General features: G+C 29.4%; 21 protein-coding genes and 1 pseudogene. All 22 read left to right on the top strand.

What is annotated here, in order from left to right; genetic code table 11:
* The first annotated feature begins 2 nt into the window (after nucleotides 1-2).
* Entirely contained in the window at nucleotides 3-191 is a 189-nt protein-coding gene (rpmF, locus tag FVE74_RS03190) for a 50S ribosomal protein L32 (protein ID WP_018451473.1), read from the top strand.
* Between the two features lie 166 nt (nucleotides 192-357).
* Entirely contained in the window at nucleotides 358-1,335 is a 978-nt protein-coding gene (locus FVE74_RS03195) for a beta-ketoacyl-ACP synthase III (RefSeq protein WP_147003192.1), read from the top strand.
* Between the two features lie 280 nt (nucleotides 1,336-1,615).
* A complete protein-coding gene (locus tag FVE74_RS03200) occupies nucleotides 1,616-1,978 on the top strand; it encodes a hypothetical protein (protein WP_147003193.1) in 363 nt (120 codons plus the stop codon).
* Between the two features lie 57 nt (nucleotides 1,979-2,035).
* Nucleotides 2,036-2,947, top strand: a complete 912-nt coding sequence (fabD, locus tag FVE74_RS03205; RefSeq protein WP_147003194.1) for an ACP S-malonyltransferase — start codon at nucleotides 2,036-2,038, stop codon at nucleotides 2,945-2,947.
* Between the two features lie 276 nt (nucleotides 2,948-3,223).
* A complete protein-coding gene (locus FVE74_RS03210; protein ID WP_147003195.1) occupies nucleotides 3,224-3,673 on the top strand; it encodes a prepilin-type N-terminal cleavage/methylation domain-containing protein in 450 nt (149 codons plus the stop codon).
* Nucleotides 3,673-4,134, top strand: coding sequence for an A24 family peptidase (locus tag FVE74_RS03215; protein WP_147003196.1), 462 nt, complete (start codon nucleotides 3,673-3,675; stop codon nucleotides 4,132-4,134). The genes FVE74_RS03210 and FVE74_RS03215 overlap by 1 nt, the downstream gene beginning before the upstream one ends.
* 14 nt (nucleotides 4,135-4,148) lie before the next feature.
* Entirely contained in the window at nucleotides 4,149-4,613 is a 465-nt protein-coding gene (locus tag FVE74_RS03220; RefSeq protein WP_147003197.1) for a type IV pilus modification PilV family protein, read from the top strand.
* A 15-nt stretch (nucleotides 4,614-4,628) separates the two neighbouring features.
* Nucleotides 4,629-5,102 carry a prepilin-type N-terminal cleavage/methylation domain-containing protein gene (locus tag FVE74_RS03225; RefSeq protein WP_147003198.1) on the top strand — a complete coding sequence of 158 codons (474 nt, stop codon included), beginning with the start codon at nucleotides 4,629-4,631 and terminating at the stop codon, nucleotides 5,100-5,102.
* 21 nt (nucleotides 5,103-5,123) lie between these two features.
* Nucleotides 5,124-5,726, top strand: a complete 603-nt coding sequence (locus tag FVE74_RS03230; protein WP_147003199.1) for a hypothetical protein — start codon at nucleotides 5,124-5,126, stop codon at nucleotides 5,724-5,726.
* Between the two features lie 26 nt (nucleotides 5,727-5,752).
* On the top strand, nucleotides 5,753-7,174 hold the full coding sequence (locus FVE74_RS03235; protein ID WP_147003200.1) for a hypothetical protein: 1,422 nt from the start codon (nucleotides 5,753-5,755) through the stop codon (nucleotides 7,172-7,174).
* A 20-nt stretch (nucleotides 7,175-7,194) separates the two neighbouring features.
* Complete coding sequence (locus FVE74_RS03240; protein ID WP_147003201.1) at nucleotides 7,195-7,740, top strand: hypothetical protein; 546 nt, start codon at nucleotides 7,195-7,197, stop codon at nucleotides 7,738-7,740.
* 116 nt (nucleotides 7,741-7,856) lie between these two features.
* Nucleotides 7,857-9,077 (top strand): type II secretion system protein GspD, encoded by a 1,221-nt coding sequence (locus FVE74_RS03245; RefSeq protein WP_232054036.1) that lies wholly within the window; start codon nucleotides 7,857-7,859, stop codon nucleotides 9,075-9,077.
* Between the two features lie 151 nt (nucleotides 9,078-9,228).
* On the top strand, nucleotides 9,229-10,230 hold the full coding sequence (gene rfaE1, locus FVE74_RS03250) for a D-glycero-beta-D-manno-heptose-7-phosphate kinase (protein WP_147003203.1): 1,002 nt from the start codon (nucleotides 9,229-9,231) through the stop codon (nucleotides 10,228-10,230).
* Between the two features lie 74 nt (nucleotides 10,231-10,304).
* Nucleotides 10,305-11,192, top strand: a complete 888-nt coding sequence (locus FVE74_RS03255; RefSeq protein WP_147003204.1) for an ROK family protein — start codon at nucleotides 10,305-10,307, stop codon at nucleotides 11,190-11,192.
* A 39-nt stretch (nucleotides 11,193-11,231) separates the two neighbouring features.
* Nucleotides 11,232-12,275, top strand: a complete 1,044-nt coding sequence (locus FVE74_RS03260; RefSeq protein WP_147003205.1) for a type II secretion system F family protein — start codon at nucleotides 11,232-11,234, stop codon at nucleotides 12,273-12,275.
* Nucleotides 12,276-12,982: 707 nt separating this feature from the next.
* A pseudogene (locus FVE74_RS03275) lies at nucleotides 12,983-14,227 on the top strand (RNA-guided endonuclease InsQ/TnpB family protein).
* A 29-nt stretch (nucleotides 14,228-14,256) separates the two neighbouring features.
* Nucleotides 14,257-14,949 (top strand): O-methyltransferase, encoded by a 693-nt coding sequence (locus tag FVE74_RS03280; RefSeq protein WP_147003206.1) that lies wholly within the window; start codon nucleotides 14,257-14,259, stop codon nucleotides 14,947-14,949.
* Nucleotides 14,950-15,119: 170 nt separating this feature from the next.
* Complete coding sequence (locus FVE74_RS03285) at nucleotides 15,120-15,863, top strand: endonuclease/exonuclease/phosphatase family protein (protein WP_147003207.1); 744 nt, start codon at nucleotides 15,120-15,122, stop codon at nucleotides 15,861-15,863.
* A 362-nt stretch (nucleotides 15,864-16,225) separates the two neighbouring features.
* A complete protein-coding gene (gene argC / locus FVE74_RS03290; protein WP_147003208.1) occupies nucleotides 16,226-17,275 on the top strand; it encodes an N-acetyl-gamma-glutamyl-phosphate reductase in 1,050 nt (349 codons plus the stop codon).
* Between the two features lie 114 nt (nucleotides 17,276-17,389).
* On the top strand, nucleotides 17,390-18,610 hold the full coding sequence (gene argJ, locus FVE74_RS03295) for a bifunctional glutamate N-acetyltransferase/amino-acid acetyltransferase ArgJ (RefSeq protein ID WP_147003209.1): 1,221 nt from the start codon (nucleotides 17,390-17,392) through the stop codon (nucleotides 18,608-18,610).
* A 142-nt stretch (nucleotides 18,611-18,752) separates the two neighbouring features.
* Nucleotides 18,753-19,643, top strand: coding sequence for an acetylglutamate kinase (gene argB, locus FVE74_RS03300; RefSeq protein WP_147003210.1), 891 nt, complete (start codon nucleotides 18,753-18,755; stop codon nucleotides 19,641-19,643).
* Between the two features lie 115 nt (nucleotides 19,644-19,758).
* Nucleotides 19,759-20,952 (top strand): aspartate aminotransferase family protein, encoded by a 1,194-nt coding sequence (locus tag FVE74_RS03305; RefSeq protein ID WP_147003211.1) that lies wholly within the window; start codon nucleotides 19,759-19,761, stop codon nucleotides 20,950-20,952.
* Nucleotides 20,953-20,960 lie beyond the last annotated feature (8 nt).

Consider the following 20,960-nt stretch of genomic DNA (forward strand, 5'->3'; position numbering starts at 1 on the left):
TAATGGCAGTACCTAAGAAAAGAACTTCTAAAGCAAAAAGAAATATGAGAAGATCACATGATTCAATTAAAGCTCCAAATATTATTGTAGAAGCTGACGGATCAATTAGAAGACCACACAGATTAAACTTGGAAACAGGAGTTTACAGAGGTAGACAAGTAATAGCTAATGAAGCTACGGAAGCTGAATAGTTTTTCAAAGCAGGATTTATGTCTTGCTTTTTTTTTTGATTTTTTAATTTGATAATTTTTTCGTTTTGCAGTTGTATTTTTAAGTTTTTTGTGATAGACTTTAGTAGAATAATTTTAAATTTGAAAAATATAAATGGGAAAAATAAAAATAAATCTGAGGTGAGATATGAAAGTTGGGATTTTAGGAACAGGATCTTATGTGCCTGAAAAGATAATGACAAATGATGATTTGGCAAGGATTGTGGATACAAATGATGAATGGATAACAGTTAGAACTGGTATCAAGGAAAGAAGAATTGCAGATGAAAATGAAGCTACATCTGATTTGGCATTTAGAGCTGCTGAAAAGGCAATTGAAGATGCGGGAATAGATAAAAATGAGATTGACTTAGTTATTGTTGCAACAATGACTCCAGATTATGGGACACCATCAACTGCGGCATTAGTTCAGGATAAATTGGGAATAAATGCGGCGGCATTTGATTTAGGTGCAGCTTGTACAGGATTTGTTTATGCCTATTCAGCTGGACATAGCTTTATTGCGGCTGGACTTTATAAAAAAGTGCTTGTTATTGGGGCAGAAACAATGTCAAGAGTAGTTGACTGGACAGACAGGGGAACTTGCATCCTGTTTGGAGATGGTGCAGGAGCTGTTGTGCTTGGAGAAGTGGAAAATGGAGGATATTTGGCAAGCCATCTTGTGGCTGACGGTTCTGGAGCAAGTGAACTTTTAGTGCCTGCTGGTGGAACTAAAGAGCCTGTATCAAAGGAAAAAATTGAAAACAAGGATATTTACTTGAAAATGAATGGAAGAGAGATATTTAAATTTGCAGTAAGAGTATTTCCAGAAACAGTTGAAAATGTGCTGGAACAGGCTAAAATTACTGCAGATGATGTTGATTTATTTATTCCGCATCAAGCAAATATTAGAATTATTGAGTCGATTGCAAAACGATTTAAGCAGCCGCTAGATAAGTTTTTTGTAAATTTGAATAAATATGGAAATACTTCGGCGGGATCAATTCCGATAGCTCTTGATGAGGCGATAAAGGAAGGAAAACTTAAAAAAGGAAATAAGTTTGTTGCTACTGGATTTGGTGGAGGACTGACTTATGGTTCGATTATGGTTGAAATTTCAAAATAATAATTTATAAATATATGATTAAAAAAAATTGTTAAAACTTGTAATTTTAAAAATTTCAGAGTATAATGTAATAGAGAATATTTAAAACTAGATTTATTAGGTTTACTTTATAAATTTAGAAATATAATAAAATATTATAAGTTAAAAAAATTTTAAATTTTTATAAAAATAAAGTAATAAAATTCGAGTAATTTATTATTCTGAAATTATAAATGGTAACTTAAATAGAAATTTCTGAATGTAAAAAATAAAAATTTTTAAATATTAAGGAGGAAAAGTTATGAATTCAAAAATATTTTGGGGATTAGTAATTGTAGTTTTAAGTTTATTTAAGTTTATACCCGAAGATATTATGAAGTACATTGTAAATTATCAGGTAGTAATGATTCTTGTGGGGGCTTATTTCTTGGTTAAAAAGAAGAAACATGGATGGATTTTTCTTTGTGTAGGTGTATATTTGTACATCACTAACTATGTATGGGAAAATTTGCCGCTATTTATGGTTCCATTGATTTTAGGATTAGTTGTTATTGGATTTGGTGTAAAAGAACTTGTTGACAAGAATCAGCTGACTAAGTTCAGTAATAAAAATGCTAAAGAATCAAAGGAAGAAGTAGTTGAAGCAGAAGAAGAAAAAAAATAGTTTTTTCAATTAAAAATTTTGAGTATTAAAAACTAGAAAATTAAGAGGAGAGTCTATATGGCAAAAATTGCTTTTGTATTTCCAGGACAAGGGACACAGTATGCTGGAATGGGTAAAAAGTTATATGATGAAGTAAATGATGAAGATAAAAAAATAATTGATAAGATTTTTGAAAATAATGAAGATGTGAAAAAGGTTATTTTTGAAGGGACAGATGAAGAAATAAAAAATACAAAATATGCACAGCCTGCAATTGCGCTATTTTCAGTTGTCTTAACGAAATTATTAAAGGAAAAGGGAATAAATGCAGATTTTGTAGCTGGACACAGTTTAGGAGAATACAGTTCATTATATGCTGCTGGAGTTTTGAATGAAATTGATACATTAAAATTAATTTCAAAAAGAGGGGAAATCATGAGCAATGCTAATATTAGTGGTGGAATGGCTGCAATATTGGGACTTAGTGCAACAGATGTTGAAAATATCTGTAATGAAATTGATGGAACTGTGGAAGCAGTAAATTATAACGAACCAAAGCAGACTGTTATCGCTGGAGAAAAAGAAGTAATTGAAAAAAATCTCGACTTATTTAAGGAAAAAGGTGCAAGAAGAGCATTGCTGCTAGCGGTTTCAGGGCCTTTCCATTCATCATTAATGAAACCTGTTGCCGAAATTTTGAAAAAGGAATTTGAAAATTATACTTGGAACGATCCAACAACTCCAATTATTGCAAATACTACAGCAAATATTTTAACTTCAGCTGAAGATATTAAGAACGAATTATACAACCAAACATTTGGCCCAGTAAAATGGGTTGACACAATAAATAAACTGGCTGAAAATGGAGTTACAAAAATTTATGAAATCGGACCTGGAAAAGTATTGGCAGGATTGATTAAGAAAATTAATAAAGAAATTGAAGTTATTAATATTGAAAATGTTGAAAATTTATCAAATTTAGTTGACTAATAAATACTTTTTCTTTTAGAAAAACTTTGTTTTGTAAATATAAAAAAATGAAAATCTTAAAAATACAAAAAGTATGAAAAAGACTGGCTTAGAAGTGAATTTCTGAGTTCAGTTTTTTTTATTTATAAGGAAATTAAGTTCATATTTTTTATATAAAAAAACTAAAATTTATAAAAAAAAGATTTATTTAAAAAATATTTTAATTTTAATATTGACTTTTATTAAAAAATATAGTATAAATTTATTAAATAAAAATTAATTAAAAGGAGATTAATTATGAGTGAAGTTATAAAAAAGGAAAAAAGTAAAATTGAAAAGATGAAAAGAAGGGAGGCAAGTAGAAAATTAAAGGAAAGAGAAAAAGGGTTTACACTTGTGGAAGTGATTTTAGTAGTGGCGATCATTACGATAATATCGGCGATTGCAGTGCCACAGGTTGGGAAGTATTTGAATAAAGCTAATAGAAGCAAGGTGATCGGGGCGGTTGCAGAGCTTAATAATACGACAACTTCTTGGAGTATTGATCATGGAGGAGATTCACCTAAAAACTTGCAGGATATTTTGACAGAGCATGGAAATCTAAATAAACTTGGGATTGGGCTGGATAGCAATGGAAAATTTAAAATTGGAAATATTGAAGGAAATGTAGTTTATCAGGATGGAGAGGTTTTTGCTAAGGTTGCTGCGGGAAGTAAGGCATTTGCGGGGGAAGAAATTAGGAAGTGATGAATTGGGAAATAGTAAATAGCGTAATTGAAGTTGTAAAATATTGTATTTTTTGCAGAATAATTTGGGTTGATGTAAAAAAAAGAATAATTCCTGAAGAAAGTGCCGTTATTTTACTTATTTTAGGACTAATAACAGCAGTTCAAAATGACAATTTGGAAAAGTATTATTTGGGAATTTGTGCCTATTCAATGCCGATGATTGTACTTTATATTTTAGAGGATTATTTTGGAAAAATGTTAATCGGCTTTGGAGATGTAAAGCTGATGATGGGGATTGGGGGGCTTCTGGGATATTTTGAAATAGAAAAAGTGTTAAATTTTTATATGATTTTGTATATTTTTTCAGGGATTATTGCTTTTTTATTTTTATTTTTGAAAAAATGGAAAAAGTATGAGTATATTCCATTTGCACCATTTATTGTTATAAGTTATATTATTTTTAGAATTTTTAATAAGTAAAAGCTGGTGAAAATATGAAGAAAAATAAGGGAGAAACGTTAATTGAGAGTCTTATTTCAATGTTTTTTGTTACAGTTGCAATTATTCCAGTTTCAAATTTATTTTTGAAAACGTTTCAGACAGATGTGAAGGTGGATGATTTGAATAAAAAAAATGTAAGCATAGAAAATATGATTGAAATAATAAAGGGGAAAAAATATGAGGAAATATTGAATTTTAGCGGAAAATATGAGATTTCAAAAGTAGATGATTTTTATAATAGATTTGCAGTTGAAAAAAAGTATCAGATTTTAAAAAATTTTGAACAAAGGAAGGATAAAAAGGGAAAAATTCAAGAGGATAAGATAAATGTGGAAATAAAGAGGACAGATGGGTATTTTGTAAATGAAACTGGGGAAAGGGAATATATTTTTGAAATAAATGTTGATAAAATAAAGGATTATTACTTTCCTGATTTTGATAAAAATAGTCAATTATAAAATATAAGGAGGATAATGATTGGGAAAATAAAAAATAAAAAAAATGGCTATTTGCTGGTGGAAATATTAATAAGCATGTTTATATTTTCTGTGCTTGTATTTGTGATTTCTGTATTTCTGAAGCGGATGGTTATTATGGAAAAGGCTAAGAAGGACAGCCAGAAAATGTATGAGAAAATGTATTTTTCGATGGATAAAATTGTTTTGGATATAAGAAATAGAGATATTCAGAAGTTTTCTTATGAAGGAGAAAATAATAATATTTTTGTCAGGGAAAATTTCATAATTTTTAAATTGAATGAAATTTTTTATAAGATTGAATATGATAAAGGAAAACTTTTTGTTTCAGATGCTGAAAATAATGGAAAGTTTGGAAGTAAGGTGGAAGTAGGGAAATTTGATGAAGCAAAGTTTGAAAAGGTGGGAAAATTGCTGATTATTCGATTAAAGGAAAATAATAAAGAAGATGTCAGAGTTGTAAAAATTTAGTATAAATTGAGGTTTTGGATAATGAAAAATAGATATTTTAACGGGATGAGAAATAGAAAATTAGATAGGGGAAAATTAAACTTAAATAAAAAAAGAAATAAAGGGGCAAGTTTAGTTTATGTTTTGGTAATTTTATCAATAATTTCGGCATTTTCAATTAATTTTGTCTATTATGTGCAGCAGAAGAAGGATATGGTATTTTTGAAAAGTCGTAAGGAAAGCAGGGTAGAGAAAAAGTTTTTAGTTCAGAAGGAAAATCAGAATGTGGAAAGAATTTTGGAGAGTGGGATTAATTTTGATGGAAATTCAATTTTGCTGGAGAAGAAGGAGCGGTATTTTGATAGTGTTTTGAAAAAAGATGGACAAAATATTGAATTGAAAAACTTGATATTTTTGGGAAAAGATATTGAAAGTATTGGAAATTACAGGATTAAGTCTATAAGTGATGAAAATGATAATGAATATTTGTTGCCGCTTGAGGAAAATAAGGTTTATAGTGAGCTGAAAGTTATTTTTGGAAGGAAAATTTTAGGCGAAGAGATTTTATTTTGTGAAAAAGTTGGGTTTAAGAGAGTGAGCCCGCTGGAAGTGGAGATGAGAGTTCTGGAATCAGAATTTTTATAAATGATTAAACTAGTAAAGGGGGAGTGATGGAAGAAAAAATAAAAATATATATAAGAAATAAAAATAAAATTTATATATTTTTTAATGATGAAATATATTTTTTTGAAAATCAGGAATTGGAAATGGCTTTGGAGTCGTTTTTTGAGGAAAATAACGTTGAAAAAAATGTAAAACTAGCTGTAATTTTGCATTATTCGTATTTTTTGTTTGATAATTTTGATGGAAATGTGGAAGAAACTGGTAAAAGGGAAAATTATATTGAAGATTCAGGAAAAAAAACTGTAAAATTAGAAAGTATTTCGGAAATTTTAAAGAAAAAAATTAATTTTGTAAAAAGGAAAATGGTTATAAATCATTTGGAAAATCAGTTTTTAGATATTTATTTGGATAAAAGGGAAATTGTTAGGATAAAAAACTGCTTGAAAAAGTATTCTGCAGTAATTTCAGAATTGAAAGTGGATTTTGAGGCTGTTTATAATTATTATAAGGATGGAAATTTTGAAGTAAGTCAGAATAATGATTTTGAGAATGAAAAAGTTTCTTTTGAAAATGAAGAAAATTTTCAGGATGTTCATGAAAATACTGAAGAGATTCAAAAAATGGAAATTTTTGGAAATGAAGATGCTGATGAAACACAAGAAATAGAAATTATTGAAAATACGGATGGCAATAGAAATTTTGGCGAGATAGAGGAAATTGATGTAAATGAGGAATCTTTAGAAAATGAAAATAGTAAGATTGAAATTTTGCAGTTGGGAGAAGAAAATAGTCTTAGGATTTTAATTGAGGATGAGAAAATTGTTGAGGTTGAAAAAATTGAACTGAAAATTGAAGATGTGGACGATGTTGAAAATTTTGATTTTGGAGATATGGTAGTTGTTGGAGATGAAGAAAATGATGTAAAAGTTATATTTGCAGGAGAAGAACTTTCAAATAGTCTTGATTTTATAAAGAGAATGGCTATTTTTGATAAGGAAAGTGTAAAAAATATAAAAGTTTTGGATGTTGTTATTGCTGGAATTCTTATATTTGCATACTTCTTGATTTATAATTCGATTCCGCTTCAGAAAAAAACTGTGGAAAATGAAGTTATCCAGAAGGAGATAAAGTCGCTGGAGAAGGATTACTTGAAAAGAAAGGCTGAGGAAATTCCTGATTATTCAAAGGAACTTGCGACTCTTCGTGAGATTGATGGCGGGATAAAAAGGCGGGAGTATTATTCAGTAATAAAATTTTTAGTTGAAAATAGCAAAAATGGGATTGATTATACGAAAATTAATTATGAAAAGGCAAAATGGATTGTGCAGGGAGAAATGGAAAATTTTAACAATTTTGAGAGACTTGAGAATAATATTTTAAGAAGGTATCCAAATTCTGAATTGGGATATTTGAAGGATAATGACACGGCAACGGTTTTTGAATATGTGATTGAGCCATTTCAAAATTAAAAAATAATAGGAAGAGAAAAATGATAAAATTAAATTTTAAGATGATAATATTTGTAGTTGGAATTGTTTTTATGCTGGTAAGTATTAATAAAAAGTATGGGAAGTATAAGGAAATTTTGAATAATAGAAAAATTTTAATTGAAAATAAAAGGAATCTGGAAAGTAAAATTGTGAATGTGGTGGAAAGCAAAAATGCCGAAAGAAGTAAAATTATGGGAGAATATAACGAGATAATGGCAATTACAGAGAAATTATCGTTTTTATCCATAAAAAATGAATCGGAATTTAAGAAGATGATTTATGTATTTTCACATGATAGCGGACTGAAAATGAAGGAAATTTCAAAGTCTGAGAATGTATGGGAAAGAAATGGATATAGGCTTAAATATATTCATTTTACAGTATATGGAAGTTTGAATGATTTCGGGAAATTTGTTTATTTTGTGAATAAAAGCAGAAAATATATTGATACATCTAAAATGTTTATGGAACTTACTAGTGATGGGTTCAAAATCTCGCTGGGATTTATAGAGAAAGTTGAAGATAGAAGTAAAATTAATATTTAATGGCAATCTTTTGCAAAAAATGTAGAAGTTGAATTAATGAAAAGGAACGATTTATTGTTAAAAAATTATAAAGAATAAAGGGATCAAAATTGAAAAAAGGGGGGATTGCAATTTTGATGGAAAAGAAGAAATTTAAGTTTATGACCGCTTTAATTCTGTTTTTTTATTTTTCAGGAAATAATATTTTTGGGGCAAAAGTGGCTGACTATGTTAATAAAAGCGATGTGGAAAATGCTAAAAAAATATTTATTTATGAAGTTCCAAAGAAAGTGCAGACTGATAATAAAAAAAAGATAAATGATGGGAATAAAGCCAAAAATAATAGTAAGCAAGGTAGTAAAAATAGTCAGGATGGGCATAAAAATAATAATTCTGTTAATAAAAAGGAAGAAGATAAAAATAAAGGGAATAGTCAGAATCAAAGCCAAAATCAGGTACAGCAGACTGTAAAGGAAATAAAAAAGAAAACTGGGGAAGTTGATTTAGAATATAGAAACGGGAAAGATATTACTGAGGCGCTTAATGGATTCTTTGGATTTGAAGTGATTGGAATTGACAATAAGGTTATTTTTAGTGGGGATGAGAATAAAATTGAGGAGATGAAAAAGATTATAAAGTCGCTAGATAAGGAAAAGGAGCAGGTTATAATAAAAGGAACTATAATTGATACAAGTTCTAATTTATTTGAAAGGCTTGGAATTGATTGGAGCATAAATAGTGATAATGCGGGTGCGAATAAAGATAATTTGGTGGCAAAATTTTTGAATGGAGAGGTTTCGATGGCATCAATTTTTTCTAAAGGCGGGAAATTTTTAGGAATAGATTTTAATTTACTGAAGGAAAATGGGGATATAAGGATTGAGGCTATGCCAACACTTATGATTATGGAAAACGAAGAGGGAGAATTGAAGGTTACAGAAGAAGTCCTTGTTGGAGAAAAGAAAACTACGAAGAATGATACTGAATATGTAGAGCCGATTTTTTCTGAAGCAGGGATTGTTTTTAAAATAAATCCTGAAATTAGGAGAATTAATGGAGTGAAGAAAATTTTGCTTAAAATTGATACGGAAATAAGCAATTTTAGATTGACTTCGAGTTATAATGCTTCTTCTGGCGCTAAGCAGAAAAATCAGACTAAGACAACGATTACACTGAATAATGGCAGTTCAACTTTTATTGGAGGATTAAAGCAGGATGTAAGCAAGGAAACGATAAGAAGAGTTCCATTTTTGTCAAAAATTCCTATAATTGGTCCATTGTTTAAATATCGCAGAAATAATAGGGAAGTAAGGGATATTTATATTGAAATTGAAGCAATTATACAGGATAAAACTTAATGGATAAAATAATTTTTTAGATTTTTTTAATCCCTATAAAAAATTTACAAATTATACTGGAAATTTCAAAAAAATGTAGTATAATATTAAGTAAAGGTCAGAATTAAAAATAATTTTAAAATAAAAAATTTTAGTTAGGGAAAGGAAAAAGATGATTTCAATTCAAAGGATTGAAGAGATAATAAAAAAGTTTAGCAGTGTTAAAATAGCTGTTATTGGCGATATGATGCTAGATGAGTATTTGATTGGAAAAGTAAATAGAATTTCACCAGAAGCGCCTGTTCCGATTGTAAATATAGAAAAGGAAAGATTTGTATTAGGAGGAGCTTCGAATGTGGCAAATAATTTAACTTCGCTTGAAGGGAAAGTTTTTGTTTATGGAGTTATTGGAAATGATGCGAACGGAGAAAAGTTTGTTAAGGAGCTTGAGAATAAAGATGTAAATTCTGATGGAATTGTGAAGGATGGAACACGTCCAACAATCATTAAAAGTAGAGTTTTATCTCAAGGACAGCAGTTGCTTAGATTAGATTGGGAAAAAGATACTGATATTTCAGAAGAAATTCAAAATCAGCTTTTGGAAAATTTTGAAAAAAATATCGAAAATATTGATGCGGTATTGCTTTCAGATTATAATAAAGGATTGCTTACGAAGCATTTATCTAAAAAAGTAATTGAAATAGCTAAAAAACATAATAAAAGGATAATGGTTGATCCAAAACCGCAAAATTTTAAAAATTATGTTGGAGCAACTTCAATGACTCCAAATAGAAAAGAAATTTTAGATTATTTTGGAATGAAAAAGTTTACAAGTGAAGAGCAAATTGCTGAAAAAATGGCACAGTTAAAAGATGAACTTAAATTAGACAGCGTTGTGCTTACTCGAAGTGAAGAGGGAGTTTCGTTATTTAAGACTAAACATAAGAGAATACCAACTGTAGCACGAGAAGTTTATGATGTAACAGGAGCTGGAGATACCTTTATATCGACATTCTTACTTTCAATATGTGCTGGAGCGGATTTATATGAGGCTGGGGTAATTGCAAATATGGCATCTGGAATTGTAGTGGCAAAAATAGGAACAGCTACTGCAACACAAGATGAAATATTGGAATTTTACAAGGACAATGACAATATTTTGAAAAAAATATAAAAATTGTTTATTATTATTAAAATAAAAAATACAAATAGATAAAAAATATAAAAAAGAGAAAAGGAAGTGAAATTATGGCAGTTATTGCAGCAGTTGAAGCTGGAGGAACAAAATTTATATGTGGATTGGGGACTGAAGATGGGAAAATTATTGACAGAGTAAGCATTCCAACTACAACACCTGAAGAAACTATGGCTCAAGTCATTGAATATTTTAAAGATAAGGAATTTGATGTAATGGGAGTTGGAAGTTTTGGACCAATTGATCCTGTAAAAGGTTCTAAAACTTATGGGTATATTACAAAAACTCCAAAACCTTACTGGAGTGATTATAATTTGATCGGAGAATTGAAAAAATATTATGATGTTCCGATGGAATTTGATACAGATGTAAATGGTGCGGCTCTTGCAGAAAGCTGGTGGGGTGCTGGAGAAAATCTTAAAAATGTTATGTATATTACAGTAGGAACTGGAATTGGAGCTGGAGCGGTTGTTGATGGGAAAATGCTTCAAGGATTGACTCATCCTGAAATGGGACATATATTTTTGAAAAGACATAAGGATGATAAATTTGAAGGAAGATGTCCTTTCCATAAAGACTGTATGGAAGGAATGGCAGCAGGTCCTGCGATAGAAGACAGATGGGGTAAAAAGGGTTTTGAACTTGCTGATAGAGATGAAGTTTGGGATATGGAGGCATATTATTTGGCTCAGGCTGTGGTAAATTATATTCTGATTTTATCACCACAAAAGGTAATTATGGGTGGAGGAGTTATGAAACAAAAACAGCTGTTCCCATTAATTAGAAAATATGTTTCAGAATTTTTAAACAGCTATGTTCAAAAAGAAGAAATTTTGGAAAAAATTGATGATTTTATTGTTTATCCAGGGCTTGGAGATGAAGCGGGATTCGTTGGTTCGATTGCATTAGGAAAAGTTGCATTGGAAAACAGCAAAAAATAATAATTGAATTATAATTAATCAGAGGGGGGATTAATTAAAATGAAGAATATTATAAAGAATAAGGAAAGCAAAATAAGTGAAAAAGACTTGCTGTCCTTTACTAAAAGTGTGTATTATCTGTTGAATGGAAAGATTTCACTAATTGATACACTTGGGATTGTTGCACAGAATTATGATGGAGATTTGAAAATCAGGATAATTCGTACAAAACAGCAAATTGAAAAGGGAGTTTCGCTTCACAGGGCTTTTTCTAAGATTACTGCAAATAGGGAATTTATGGAAATGGTTAAAATTGGGGAAGAGACAGGAAACTTGGAAATAGTTTTTAAGAATTTGTATGAAAAGTATGAATTTAATCAGAAAATAAAAAAGGATATAAAAAGCTTGAGCATTTATCCAGTAACAGTTATAATTACAGCATTGGTTATTGTATTTATACTGTTAAAATTTGTTGTGCCTAAATTTGTCTTGATTTATTCAGATATTGGGCAGGAATTGCCGAAAGTTACACAAATTGTTATAAATTTCAGTAAAATAGCTGATAAATATGGGATTATTTTTTTGATTGCCATAGTTTTTTTATTTTTTGGTTTTAAAAAATGGAAAAAACAAAATGAGAAAATTTTTGAGAAAAAAATTTTAAGAATAAAAATTATTGGAAAAATGTATAAAAATATTTGTATATTAAATTTTACAAGAAATATGTATTCACTTACAGATGCCAATGTTCCATTAATTCAATCTTTAAAAATGTGTACAAATTCTAAAAGTTATGTTTTAAATGAGGAATTGAAAAAAATTATTTTGAAGATAGAAAAGGGTGAAAGTATTCAAAAATCGTTTAAAAATACAACTTTTTTTGATAATGAATATGTAAGTTTTCTGACAATTGGAGAGAAAACTGGAGAAATGAAAATATCATTTTTTAATTTGAATGAAATTTATTATGAAAAAGTTAGTGAAAAGATAAAATGGCTTTTGAAAATGTTTGAACCGATTTCGATTATTTTTATTGGAGTAATTATTGGAATGATTGTATTTTCAGTTATGCTACCTATTTTTAAAATGGGAGAAATGCTGTAAATATTAAAATTGAAAAATTTAATTTTTAAAATTTTAAAATAGTAGTGATAATAAAAATAAAAAAACGACTAAAATTAAAAGAAAAAGGATAATTTATTAAATAGTGCAAAAACACTCGCAACTTTAGTCGTGAGATAAATTGCACGAAAATTTTAGTAAGCATATAGGGAAACTTGTATGTAGACACGGAGCAAAACCGTGCAACAAAGAAACTGAATTGCTGGGAACTCTTAAAGCTAGTATAACCACAACATAATACCTTCGTTCAAATATGGTATAAGTGTGAAGGTAGCGAAAGCAGAAAAAATATACTAGATGATGCAAGGTTAAATTCTAAACATTATGATAATAGACAATCAGCAGCTAAGCCTGAAAAGGAAAGTTCAACGACTATCCCTCGTGAGGGGAGTACAATACAAGCGATTGGTATTGGAAGTGGTTTCGCCTAAGTCCTTGAAATAGGATATGGATAAGATATAGTCTGTGCTTGTTAGAGATAACAAGAGGTTCAAGGCTAATCTCCTTAATTTATTAAGGAGTATATATGCCATGAGAACTGCATAAGTAGTAGCGTACTTATGTGAACGACGCTTCCCACTGTTGTGGGGTTTTAAAAACTTTAAAAATATTTAAAAATATTACTTTTTTTGACAGATAAAATGTAGAATACATGGTATAATATCTCTGATGAAAGGGAGGTGATATCTATGTATTTAACATTAAAACAACAGGTAAAACATCTTAGTAAAAAAGAGTTTAGGAATTTAAAATATTTGTGCCATATAGCTAAGAATTTAAAGAATCAGGCTATATACAATATTAGGCAATACTATTTTAAAAATAAAAAGTATTTAAGTTATAATGAAAACTATAAAATGCTTAAAAATAGTGAGAACTACAAGAAGTTAAATTCTAATATGGCTCAACAAATTCTGAAAGAAGTAGACGGAAGTTTCAAATCATTTTTTGGACTTTTAAAACTTGCTAAGAATGGACAATATAAGGGTAAAATAAAATTACCTAATTATCTTGATAAAGATGGTTTTACAACTCTTGTTATAGGTTTTGTTAGATTAAAAGATAATATGCTGATAGTTCCTTATTCAAATTCGTTTAAGAAAACTCATCAGGAAGTTAAAATTAAGCTGCCACCAGTATTAAAAGTCAAGAAGATAAAAGAGATTAGAATAATACCAAAACAACATTCTAGGTACTTTGAAATTCAATATATTTATGAGGTAGAAGAAGTTCAAAGGGAATTAAATAAAGAAAATGCACTAGGAATTGATTTAGGTATAGATAATCTTTGTACTTGTGTAACTAATAATGGAGCTTCATTCATAATAGATGGTAGAAAATTGAAATCTATTAATCAATACTATAATAAGATGAATGCAAAATTACAAAGTATAAAAGATAAGCAAAACACTTCTCGAACAACATTAAGGCAAAAGAGAATAGCTAGAAAGAGAAATAATCGTATAGAAGATTATCTTTCGAAAGCAGCAAGAATGATAATAAATTATTGTCTTGATAACGATATAGGAAAACTAGTTTTAGGATATAATGAAGATTTTCAAAGAAATTCAAATATAGGAAATATAAATAATCAAAACTTTGTAAATATACCATATTGAAAATTAAGAGATAAACTAATATATCTATGTAAACTATATGGAATAGAATTTAAGCTGCAAGAAGAAAGTTATACATCAAAAGCAAGTTTCTTTGATGGAGATGAAATTCCAATATATGATGAAGAAAATTTGCAAGAATATATATTTAGTGGAAAAAGAATAAAAAGAGGACTATATCAAACAAGCACAGGTAAACTCATAAATGCAGATTGTAACGGAGCATTAAACATATTAAGAAAAAGTAAAGTTGTGGATTTAAGCGTCCTATACAATAGAGGTGAGCTGAACACGCCTAAAAGAATAAGGGTAGTGTAAAGCTATCAAACTTCTTAGAAAATTTTTAAATGTTTTTAAAGATTTTAGAACCCTGCGACTTTAGTCGTGGGAGGTTCAGGATAGAAAATTTTATAGAATCATCAAAATATGCACAAAATTTGTTTAAAATTCAAAATGAAATTATACAAAATGTGAAGGATGAAAGTCTGGCGGAAAATGTGCCGATTATTACAGATGAAGTGCTGAATTATATGATTTTTACGGCTAAAAATATGAAGGCTGGGAATATTTTGGAAATTGGAACGGCAACAGGATATTCTGGGCTATTTTTGGCACGGGTTGCTAATGAAAATGGCGGTTTTTTGACAACGATGGAAATTGATGAAAAACGTTATGGAAAAGCTGTGGAAAATTTTAAGAAATTGGGATTGTTTGAGAAGAATAGAATGATTTTGGGTGATGCTTTGAAGGAAATTCCAAGGCTTGATAAGGGTATAAAATATGATTTTATTTTTATTGATGCATCGAAGGGGCAATATTTGAAGTTTTTTGAGATGAGTTATGAACTTCTCAATGAAAATGGAATTATTTTTATTGATAATCTGATGTTTCGTGGACTTGTAGCAGTAAAAAAAGAAGAAATTCCAAAAAGATATAAGACTATTGTAAAAAGGTTAAAAGAATTTATAGAAAAGTTAAATGAAGAATATAATTTTGTGCTGCTGCCGTTTGGAGATGGAGTTGGGATAGTAAAAAAATAAGTTTTGCTTGACCTGTTTGGCAACTGTAAATATGATTAGATTTATTGTTTGAGAAATTAAGGTTTCTTGTAAAAAATGAAAATATTAAGTTGTTGAATATATTTTATTTGATGTTAAAACAGCTGAAACATAGAATTTTATGAAGAGGCAGGAAAGAGAAGTGAGAGAAGATGAAATTTCTTTTGTATAATATTCGATATGGAACTGGAAAGTATTTGAATCAGCCATTTAAGCATATACGGGGATATTTGGGACATTCTGTAAAGCATATTTATCGGATTGGGAAATTTATTAATAGGTATAAGCCTGATCTTGTGGGGCTTGTGGAAGTAGATCTTGGATCATTTCGGATGTATAGCAGAAATCAGGCTACGCTTCTTGGGAGAATTACGAGAAATAATAATGTTTATCAGTATAAATATGAGGAAGATTCACAGTATATGAAATTTCCAATGGTTAGAAAACAGGGAAATGCCTTACTTTCCAAAAATCCAATTTTAAGGGAGGAATTTCATTATTTGGATATTGGAATGAAAAAATTGATTATTGAAGTGGAAACAGAGGATGTGATTGTGTTTCTTGTACATTTGGCACTAGGTGGAAAAACACGGCAAAAGCAGATTGTACAGCTTTATGATCTTGTAAAAAATTGCAAAAAGCCAGTTATTGTAGCTGGTGATTTTAATGTCTTTTGGGGTGAGGAGGAAATTGAGATGTTTTTACAGGCTTCTGACTTGAAAAATATAAATACAAGAAAGGATCCAACTTTTCCGAGCTGGAATCCGAAGCGGGAGCTTGATTTTATACTTTGCTCAAAGGAAATAAAAGTTAATAGTTATGAAGTGATACAAACTCAACTTTCAGATCATCTGCCAATATTAATTGACTTTGATATTGTTCATAATCATTCATAAAAATCAAATCATTAATTTTATTAATGAAACTATAAAAAACTTATATATTTAACATATTGATTTTTTATAATTTTTTTGCTATAATAAATTTATCAAAAGATAAATAAAAAATAATCAGGAGGAAGTATTATGAAAATGATAAGAAGGATAAGGGATAATAGAATAGCTGCACAATTTAATTATAAGCCCTTGTCTTAGGTATATAATCATTTTTATAATGAATTTCTATTTTAATAAAAATAATTTTTGCCAATGACTTTTGGGTTGTTGGCTCTTTGTTTTTGTATACAAATATAATTTATTTAGAGCCTTTTAGGAAGGCTCTTTTATTTTTAAAAGATATTTTAAGGAGATGATTTTATATGATAAAAGCTGGTATTATTGGAGCAACAGGATATGCTGGACAGCAGTTGGTTTGGATATTAAATAATCATAAGGAAGTGGAACTTGAATTTATTTCATCACATTCAAATACTGGGGAAGATATGGGAAATGTGTATGAAAATTATAAAAAATATTTTAAGAAAGAATTAATTTCTTTGGAAGAAGCTGAAGAAAATTTTAAAAATATTGATGCATTATTTTTGGCATTGCCACATGGATTATCTGAAAAAATAACAAAAAAGGCACTTGAAAATGATGTGAAAGTCTTTGATTTGGGAGCGGATTTTAGATTGGATGATTCAGAAATTTATGAAAAATGGTACAAAGTGAAACATAATTATCCAGAAATCAATAAAAATGCAGTTTATGGACTTCCAGAAATTCACAAAGAAGAAATTAAAAATACGAAGGTCGTGGCTTCACCTGGATGTTATCCCACTTCTGCTATTTTAGGCGTGGCACCGTTACTAAAAAATGGGCTTGTTGATACGAAAAAAATTATTGTTGATTCAAAATCGGGAGTTTCAGGGGCTGGAAGAAGTGCTAAATTGGATTTAATTTATGCTGAAGTTAATGAGAATTTTAAGGCTTATAATATTTTGAAACATAGACACACACCTGAAATAAAGCAAGAAATGGATAAATTATCGAATGGGAATATTAATTTAGTATTTACTCCGCATTTATTGCCGATAAATAGAGGGATTCTTTCGACAATTTATTTGGATGTGAAGGATGAATTTAAGGAAAGTTTGACAGAAGAAAAAATTTATGAAATTTATAATGAATTTTATAAAAATGAGTATTTTGTGAGAGTTACTGAAAATTTGCCAGAGATAAAAAATGTGAAAAATAGTAATATTTGTGAAATTGGGGTTCGATATGACAAGGAATTTGGGAACATCGTTGTCGTGTCGGCGATTGATAATTTGATAAAAGGTGCTGGTGGACAGGCGGTTCAGAGTATGAACATTTTATTTGGATTTGATGAAAATGAAGGATTAGAATTTTTATCGATGTATTTATAAAAATATTTTGTTAATAAGATTTTATTAATAGAATTTTACAGATAAAAAAGAAAGGAGCGTGTGATTCATAATTTTTATAAAATTATTAAAAATTATTTATCATACAAAAGTTATATGAAAATAATAGAAAATGGAACAATTACTGATGTTAAAGGAATTAAAGTGACTGGAATATCAGCAAAATTGAAAAAAAGTGGAAAAAAAGATATGGCTTTGATTTATAGTGAGGAAAAGGCGGTTTCAGCTGCGGTTTTTACAAAAAATTTGGCAAAGGCTGCACCAATTATTTTGGATATTGAGCATGTAAAAAATAATAATACACAAGCGATTATTGTAAATAGTGGAAATGCAAATTCTTGTACGGGGGATACTGGACTTGCGAATGCGAAAAAAATGACCGAGATCGTTGCAAATAAATTAGGATTGAGTGCTGAGGAAGTTTTAGTTCAGTCCACTGGAATTATCGGAGTTCAACTTGATATGGAAAAAATTGAAAACGGAATTAATCAAGTAGTGGAAAATTTGTCAGAAGATGGCGGAATTGATGCGGCTACTGCGATTATGACTACTGACACCTTTGTTAAGCAGATTTGCTTAGAAATTGAGATTACTGGGAAAAAGGTAAAAGTAGCTGGAATATGTAAAGGTTCTGGAATGATTCATCCAAATATGGCGACAATGCTTTCATTTACTGTAACTGATGTAAATATTGAAAAATCTTTGTTGCAAAAAATGTTTTCTGAAATTGCTGACAACACTTTCAATATGATTTCAGTTGACGGAGATACAAGCACAAACGATATGGCTTGCGTTTTGGCGAATGGACTTGCAGGGAATGAAAAAATTGTTGATGAAAATTCAGCTGGATATGAAGAGTTTAAAAAGGCGTTATATAAAGTGAATGAAGAATTGGCTAAATTAATTGCGAAAGATGGAGAAGGTGCAACAAAATTGATTCAAGTTACAACAAATGGAGCTAAAACGCTAAAAGATGCAAAAAAAGTTTCAAAATCAGTTATCACTTCAAGTCTTTTTAAAGCGGCAGTTTTTGGTGGCGACCCAAATTGGGGAAGAATTTTGTGTGCGGTTGGATATTCAGAAGCTGATTTGATGATTGATAAAGTTAATATTTTCTTAAAAGCTGGAAATGATATGGTTCAAGTTGCGAAAAATGGGATGGCACAGGATTTTGATATTCCAAAAGCTGAGAAAATTTTAAAGGCTGAAACCGTTGAAATAATTATTGAATTAAATGATGGAGAGTTTGAAGCGACTGCTTGGGGATGTGACTTGAGTTATGATTATGTGAAAATTAATGCGGAGTATCATACTTAATAATTTTTAAAATAAATTTATGATTTTAAGAATTTTTTGTTAGTAAATTTTTCAAGATAATTTTTTAAAAGAATTATTTATAAAATTAAATTTTTAAAAAACTAAAAAAATAAGAAAAATTTTAATAAAAGAAAGGGAAAATATGATTTCAAATTTAGATAAAGCGAAAATTTTAGTAAAGGCGTTGCCTTTTATAAAAAAATATCATAATAAAACGATTGTTATTAAATATGGCGGAAGTGCGATGGTTAATCCTGTTGCTCGGGAACAGTTCATTCAAGATGTGGTTCTTATGAAATATGTTGGAATAAATCCTGTGATTGTGCATGGTGGAGGGCCTGAAATAAACGAGATGCTTCAAAAAATTGGAAAAGAAAGCAAATTTATTGCAGGAAATCGTGTGACTGATGAAGAAACGATGGAAATCGTGGAAATGGTTCTTTCTGGAAAAGTTAATAAAGGAATTGTGTCAGACATCAATAAATATGGCGGAAAAGCTGTTGGTCTTAGTGGAAAAGATGGAAATATGGTTTTTGTTGAGAAGAAGTTTGTTGAAGTTGATGGAGAAAAGGTTGATATTGGATTTGTCGGAGAGATTAAGGAAATTAATACGGAAGTTATAAAATTATTGGAGTCGAATGATACGATTCCTGTGATTTCTTCAATTGGAGTTGACAAAAATGGTCAGACATACAATATTAATGCAGATTATGTGGCAGGTGCAATTGCTGGAAAATTACAGGCTGACAGACTGATATTTTTGACAGATGTTGATGGAATTTTGCTTGACTATAACAATAAACAGACGCTTATTGATGAAATCGATGTGGAAAAAGTGAACGATTTAATCGAGCGAGGAATTATTAGCGGCGGAATGTTGCCAAAAGTTACGACTTGCTTGAATGCAATTGAAAATGGTGTGGAAAATGTTGTTATTCTAAATGGTAAATTGGAACATTCTGTAATTCTTGAGTTGTTTACAGTCGAAGGGGCTGGAACATTAATTAAGAAAGATGCAAATTTAGAGGATTAAAATTATTTGAAAAAAGAAAATATCTTAAAAGTAAAAATATTTTATAAAAATTTTGAAATTAAAAACTAGAAGATTGTCGAATATTTTCTAAAAAAATTAAGAAAGAAGTGATTTAATGTTATTAAATGTATATAGCCGTTATAATAAAATTTTTGAAAAAGGAAAAGGAACATATATTTACGATAATGAAGGAAATGAATATTTAGATTTTGTGTCGGGAATTTCAGTAAATTGCTTGGGACACGCAAGTCCTGTGATTACAAAGGCTTTAACGGAGCAAAGTCAGAAATTGGTGCATATTTCTAATTTGTATTACAGTCAACCACAATTGGATTTGGCTAATAAACTTACGGAAAATAGTAAAATGGAAAGCGTTTTTTTTACAAACAGTGGAACTGAAGCGATTGAGTTAGCTTTAAAAATTGCTCGAAAATATGGGAATAATTTGTCATACGATGAAAATGGAAATAAAATTGCTGATAAAACAGAAATAATTTATATGAAAAATTCCTTTCATGGAAGAAGTACTGGAGCGTTGGCAGTCACTGGTCAGCCAAAATATCAAAAACCGTTTGAGCCATTGATGAAAAATGTTACAGAATGTAATTTTAACGATGTCGAAGATTTAAAAGTAAAAGTAAGTGAAAAAACTGCTGCTATTATTTTGGAGCCAATTCAGGGAGAAAGCGGACTTGAAAGTGCTACTTCTGAATTTATGGAAGCTATAAAAGAATTGAGTGAAAAATATAATACACTTGTGATTTTTGACGAAATTCAATGCGGAATGGGAAGAACTGGAAAATTATTTGCCTATGAAAATTTTGATTTAGTTCCAGATATAGTTACAATTGCAAAATCACTTGGTGGCGGAGTTCCAATCGGAGCTTGTTTGACAAAAGGAAAAGCAAATGACGTGCTAGTTCCTGGCGACCACGGTTCAACTTACGGAGGAAATCCTTTGGTTTGTGCCGTTGCAAATGCTGTTTTACATGAATTAATTGACAACAAATTAATTGAAAAAAATGTTGTGGAAAAAGGTCAGTATTCTGTGGAAAAATTGGAAAAATTAAAGGGAAAATTTGATTTTATCGAAGAAATTCGTGGAAAAGGACTTCTTTTGGGAATAAAATTTGATGAGAAAAAAGTTTTGGCAAAAGACGTTGTTTTAAAAGCACTAGAAAATGGATTGTTACTAGTTGGAGCTGGAAATAATGTTGTGAGATTTTTTCCACCATTTAACGTAATAAACGATGAAATTAACAAAGCTGTTTCAATTTTGGAAAAAGTTTTTGAAAAAATTTCTTTTTAGTAATTGCA

This window comes from Leptotrichia wadei (genome assembly GCF_007990445.1).
Lineage (GTDB): Bacteria > Fusobacteriota > Fusobacteriia > Fusobacteriales > Leptotrichiaceae > Leptotrichia > Leptotrichia wadei_A.

What these genes read in the sequence shown, in the direction of transcription:
- rpmF (WP_018451473.1), top strand. Translation starts at nt 3, where the DNA reads ATGGCAGTACCTAAGAAAAGAACTTCTAAAGCAAAAAGAAATATGAGA.
- FVE74_RS03195 (WP_147003192.1), top strand. Translation starts at nt 358, where the DNA reads ATGAAAGTTGGGATTTTAGGAACAGGATCTTATGTGCCTGAAAAGATA.
- FVE74_RS03200 (WP_147003193.1), top strand. Translation starts at nt 1,616, where the DNA reads ATGAATTCAAAAATATTTTGGGGATTAGTAATTGTAGTTTTAAGTTTA.
- fabD (WP_147003194.1), top strand. Translation starts at nt 2,036, where the DNA reads ATGGCAAAAATTGCTTTTGTATTTCCAGGACAAGGGACACAGTATGCT.
- FVE74_RS03210 (WP_147003195.1), top strand. Translation starts at nt 3,224, where the DNA reads ATGAGTGAAGTTATAAAAAAGGAAAAAAGTAAAATTGAAAAGATGAAA.
- FVE74_RS03215 (WP_147003196.1), top strand. Translation starts at nt 3,673, where the DNA reads ATGAATTGGGAAATAGTAAATAGCGTAATTGAAGTTGTAAAATATTGT.
- FVE74_RS03220 (WP_147003197.1), top strand. Translation starts at nt 4,149, where the DNA reads ATGAAGAAAAATAAGGGAGAAACGTTAATTGAGAGTCTTATTTCAATG.
- FVE74_RS03225 (WP_147003198.1), top strand. Translation starts at nt 4,629, where the DNA reads ATGATTGGGAAAATAAAAAATAAAAAAAATGGCTATTTGCTGGTGGAA.
- FVE74_RS03230 (WP_147003199.1), top strand. Translation starts at nt 5,124, where the DNA reads ATGAAAAATAGATATTTTAACGGGATGAGAAATAGAAAATTAGATAGG.
- FVE74_RS03235 (WP_147003200.1), top strand. Translation starts at nt 5,753, where the DNA reads ATGGAAGAAAAAATAAAAATATATATAAGAAATAAAAATAAAATTTAT.
- FVE74_RS03240 (WP_147003201.1), top strand. Translation starts at nt 7,195, where the DNA reads ATGATAAAATTAAATTTTAAGATGATAATATTTGTAGTTGGAATTGTT.
- FVE74_RS03245 (WP_232054036.1), top strand. Translation starts at nt 7,857, where the DNA reads ATGGAAAAGAAGAAATTTAAGTTTATGACCGCTTTAATTCTGTTTTTT.
- rfaE1 (WP_147003203.1), top strand. Translation starts at nt 9,229, where the DNA reads ATGATTTCAATTCAAAGGATTGAAGAGATAATAAAAAAGTTTAGCAGT.
- FVE74_RS03255 (WP_147003204.1), top strand. Translation starts at nt 10,305, where the DNA reads ATGGCAGTTATTGCAGCAGTTGAAGCTGGAGGAACAAAATTTATATGT.
- FVE74_RS03260 (WP_147003205.1), top strand. Translation starts at nt 11,232, where the DNA reads ATGAAGAATATTATAAAGAATAAGGAAAGCAAAATAAGTGAAAAAGAC.
- FVE74_RS03280 (WP_147003206.1), top strand. Translation starts at nt 14,257, where the DNA reads ATGTTTTTAAAGATTTTAGAACCCTGCGACTTTAGTCGTGGGAGGTTC.
- FVE74_RS03285 (WP_147003207.1), top strand. Translation starts at nt 15,120, where the DNA reads ATGAAATTTCTTTTGTATAATATTCGATATGGAACTGGAAAGTATTTG.
- argC (WP_147003208.1), top strand. Translation starts at nt 16,226, where the DNA reads ATGATAAAAGCTGGTATTATTGGAGCAACAGGATATGCTGGACAGCAG.
- argJ (WP_147003209.1), top strand. Translation starts at nt 17,390, where the DNA reads ATGAAAATAATAGAAAATGGAACAATTACTGATGTTAAAGGAATTAAA.
- argB (WP_147003210.1), top strand. Translation starts at nt 18,753, where the DNA reads ATGATTTCAAATTTAGATAAAGCGAAAATTTTAGTAAAGGCGTTGCCT.
- FVE74_RS03305 (WP_147003211.1), top strand. Translation starts at nt 19,759, where the DNA reads ATGTTATTAAATGTATATAGCCGTTATAATAAAATTTTTGAAAAAGGA.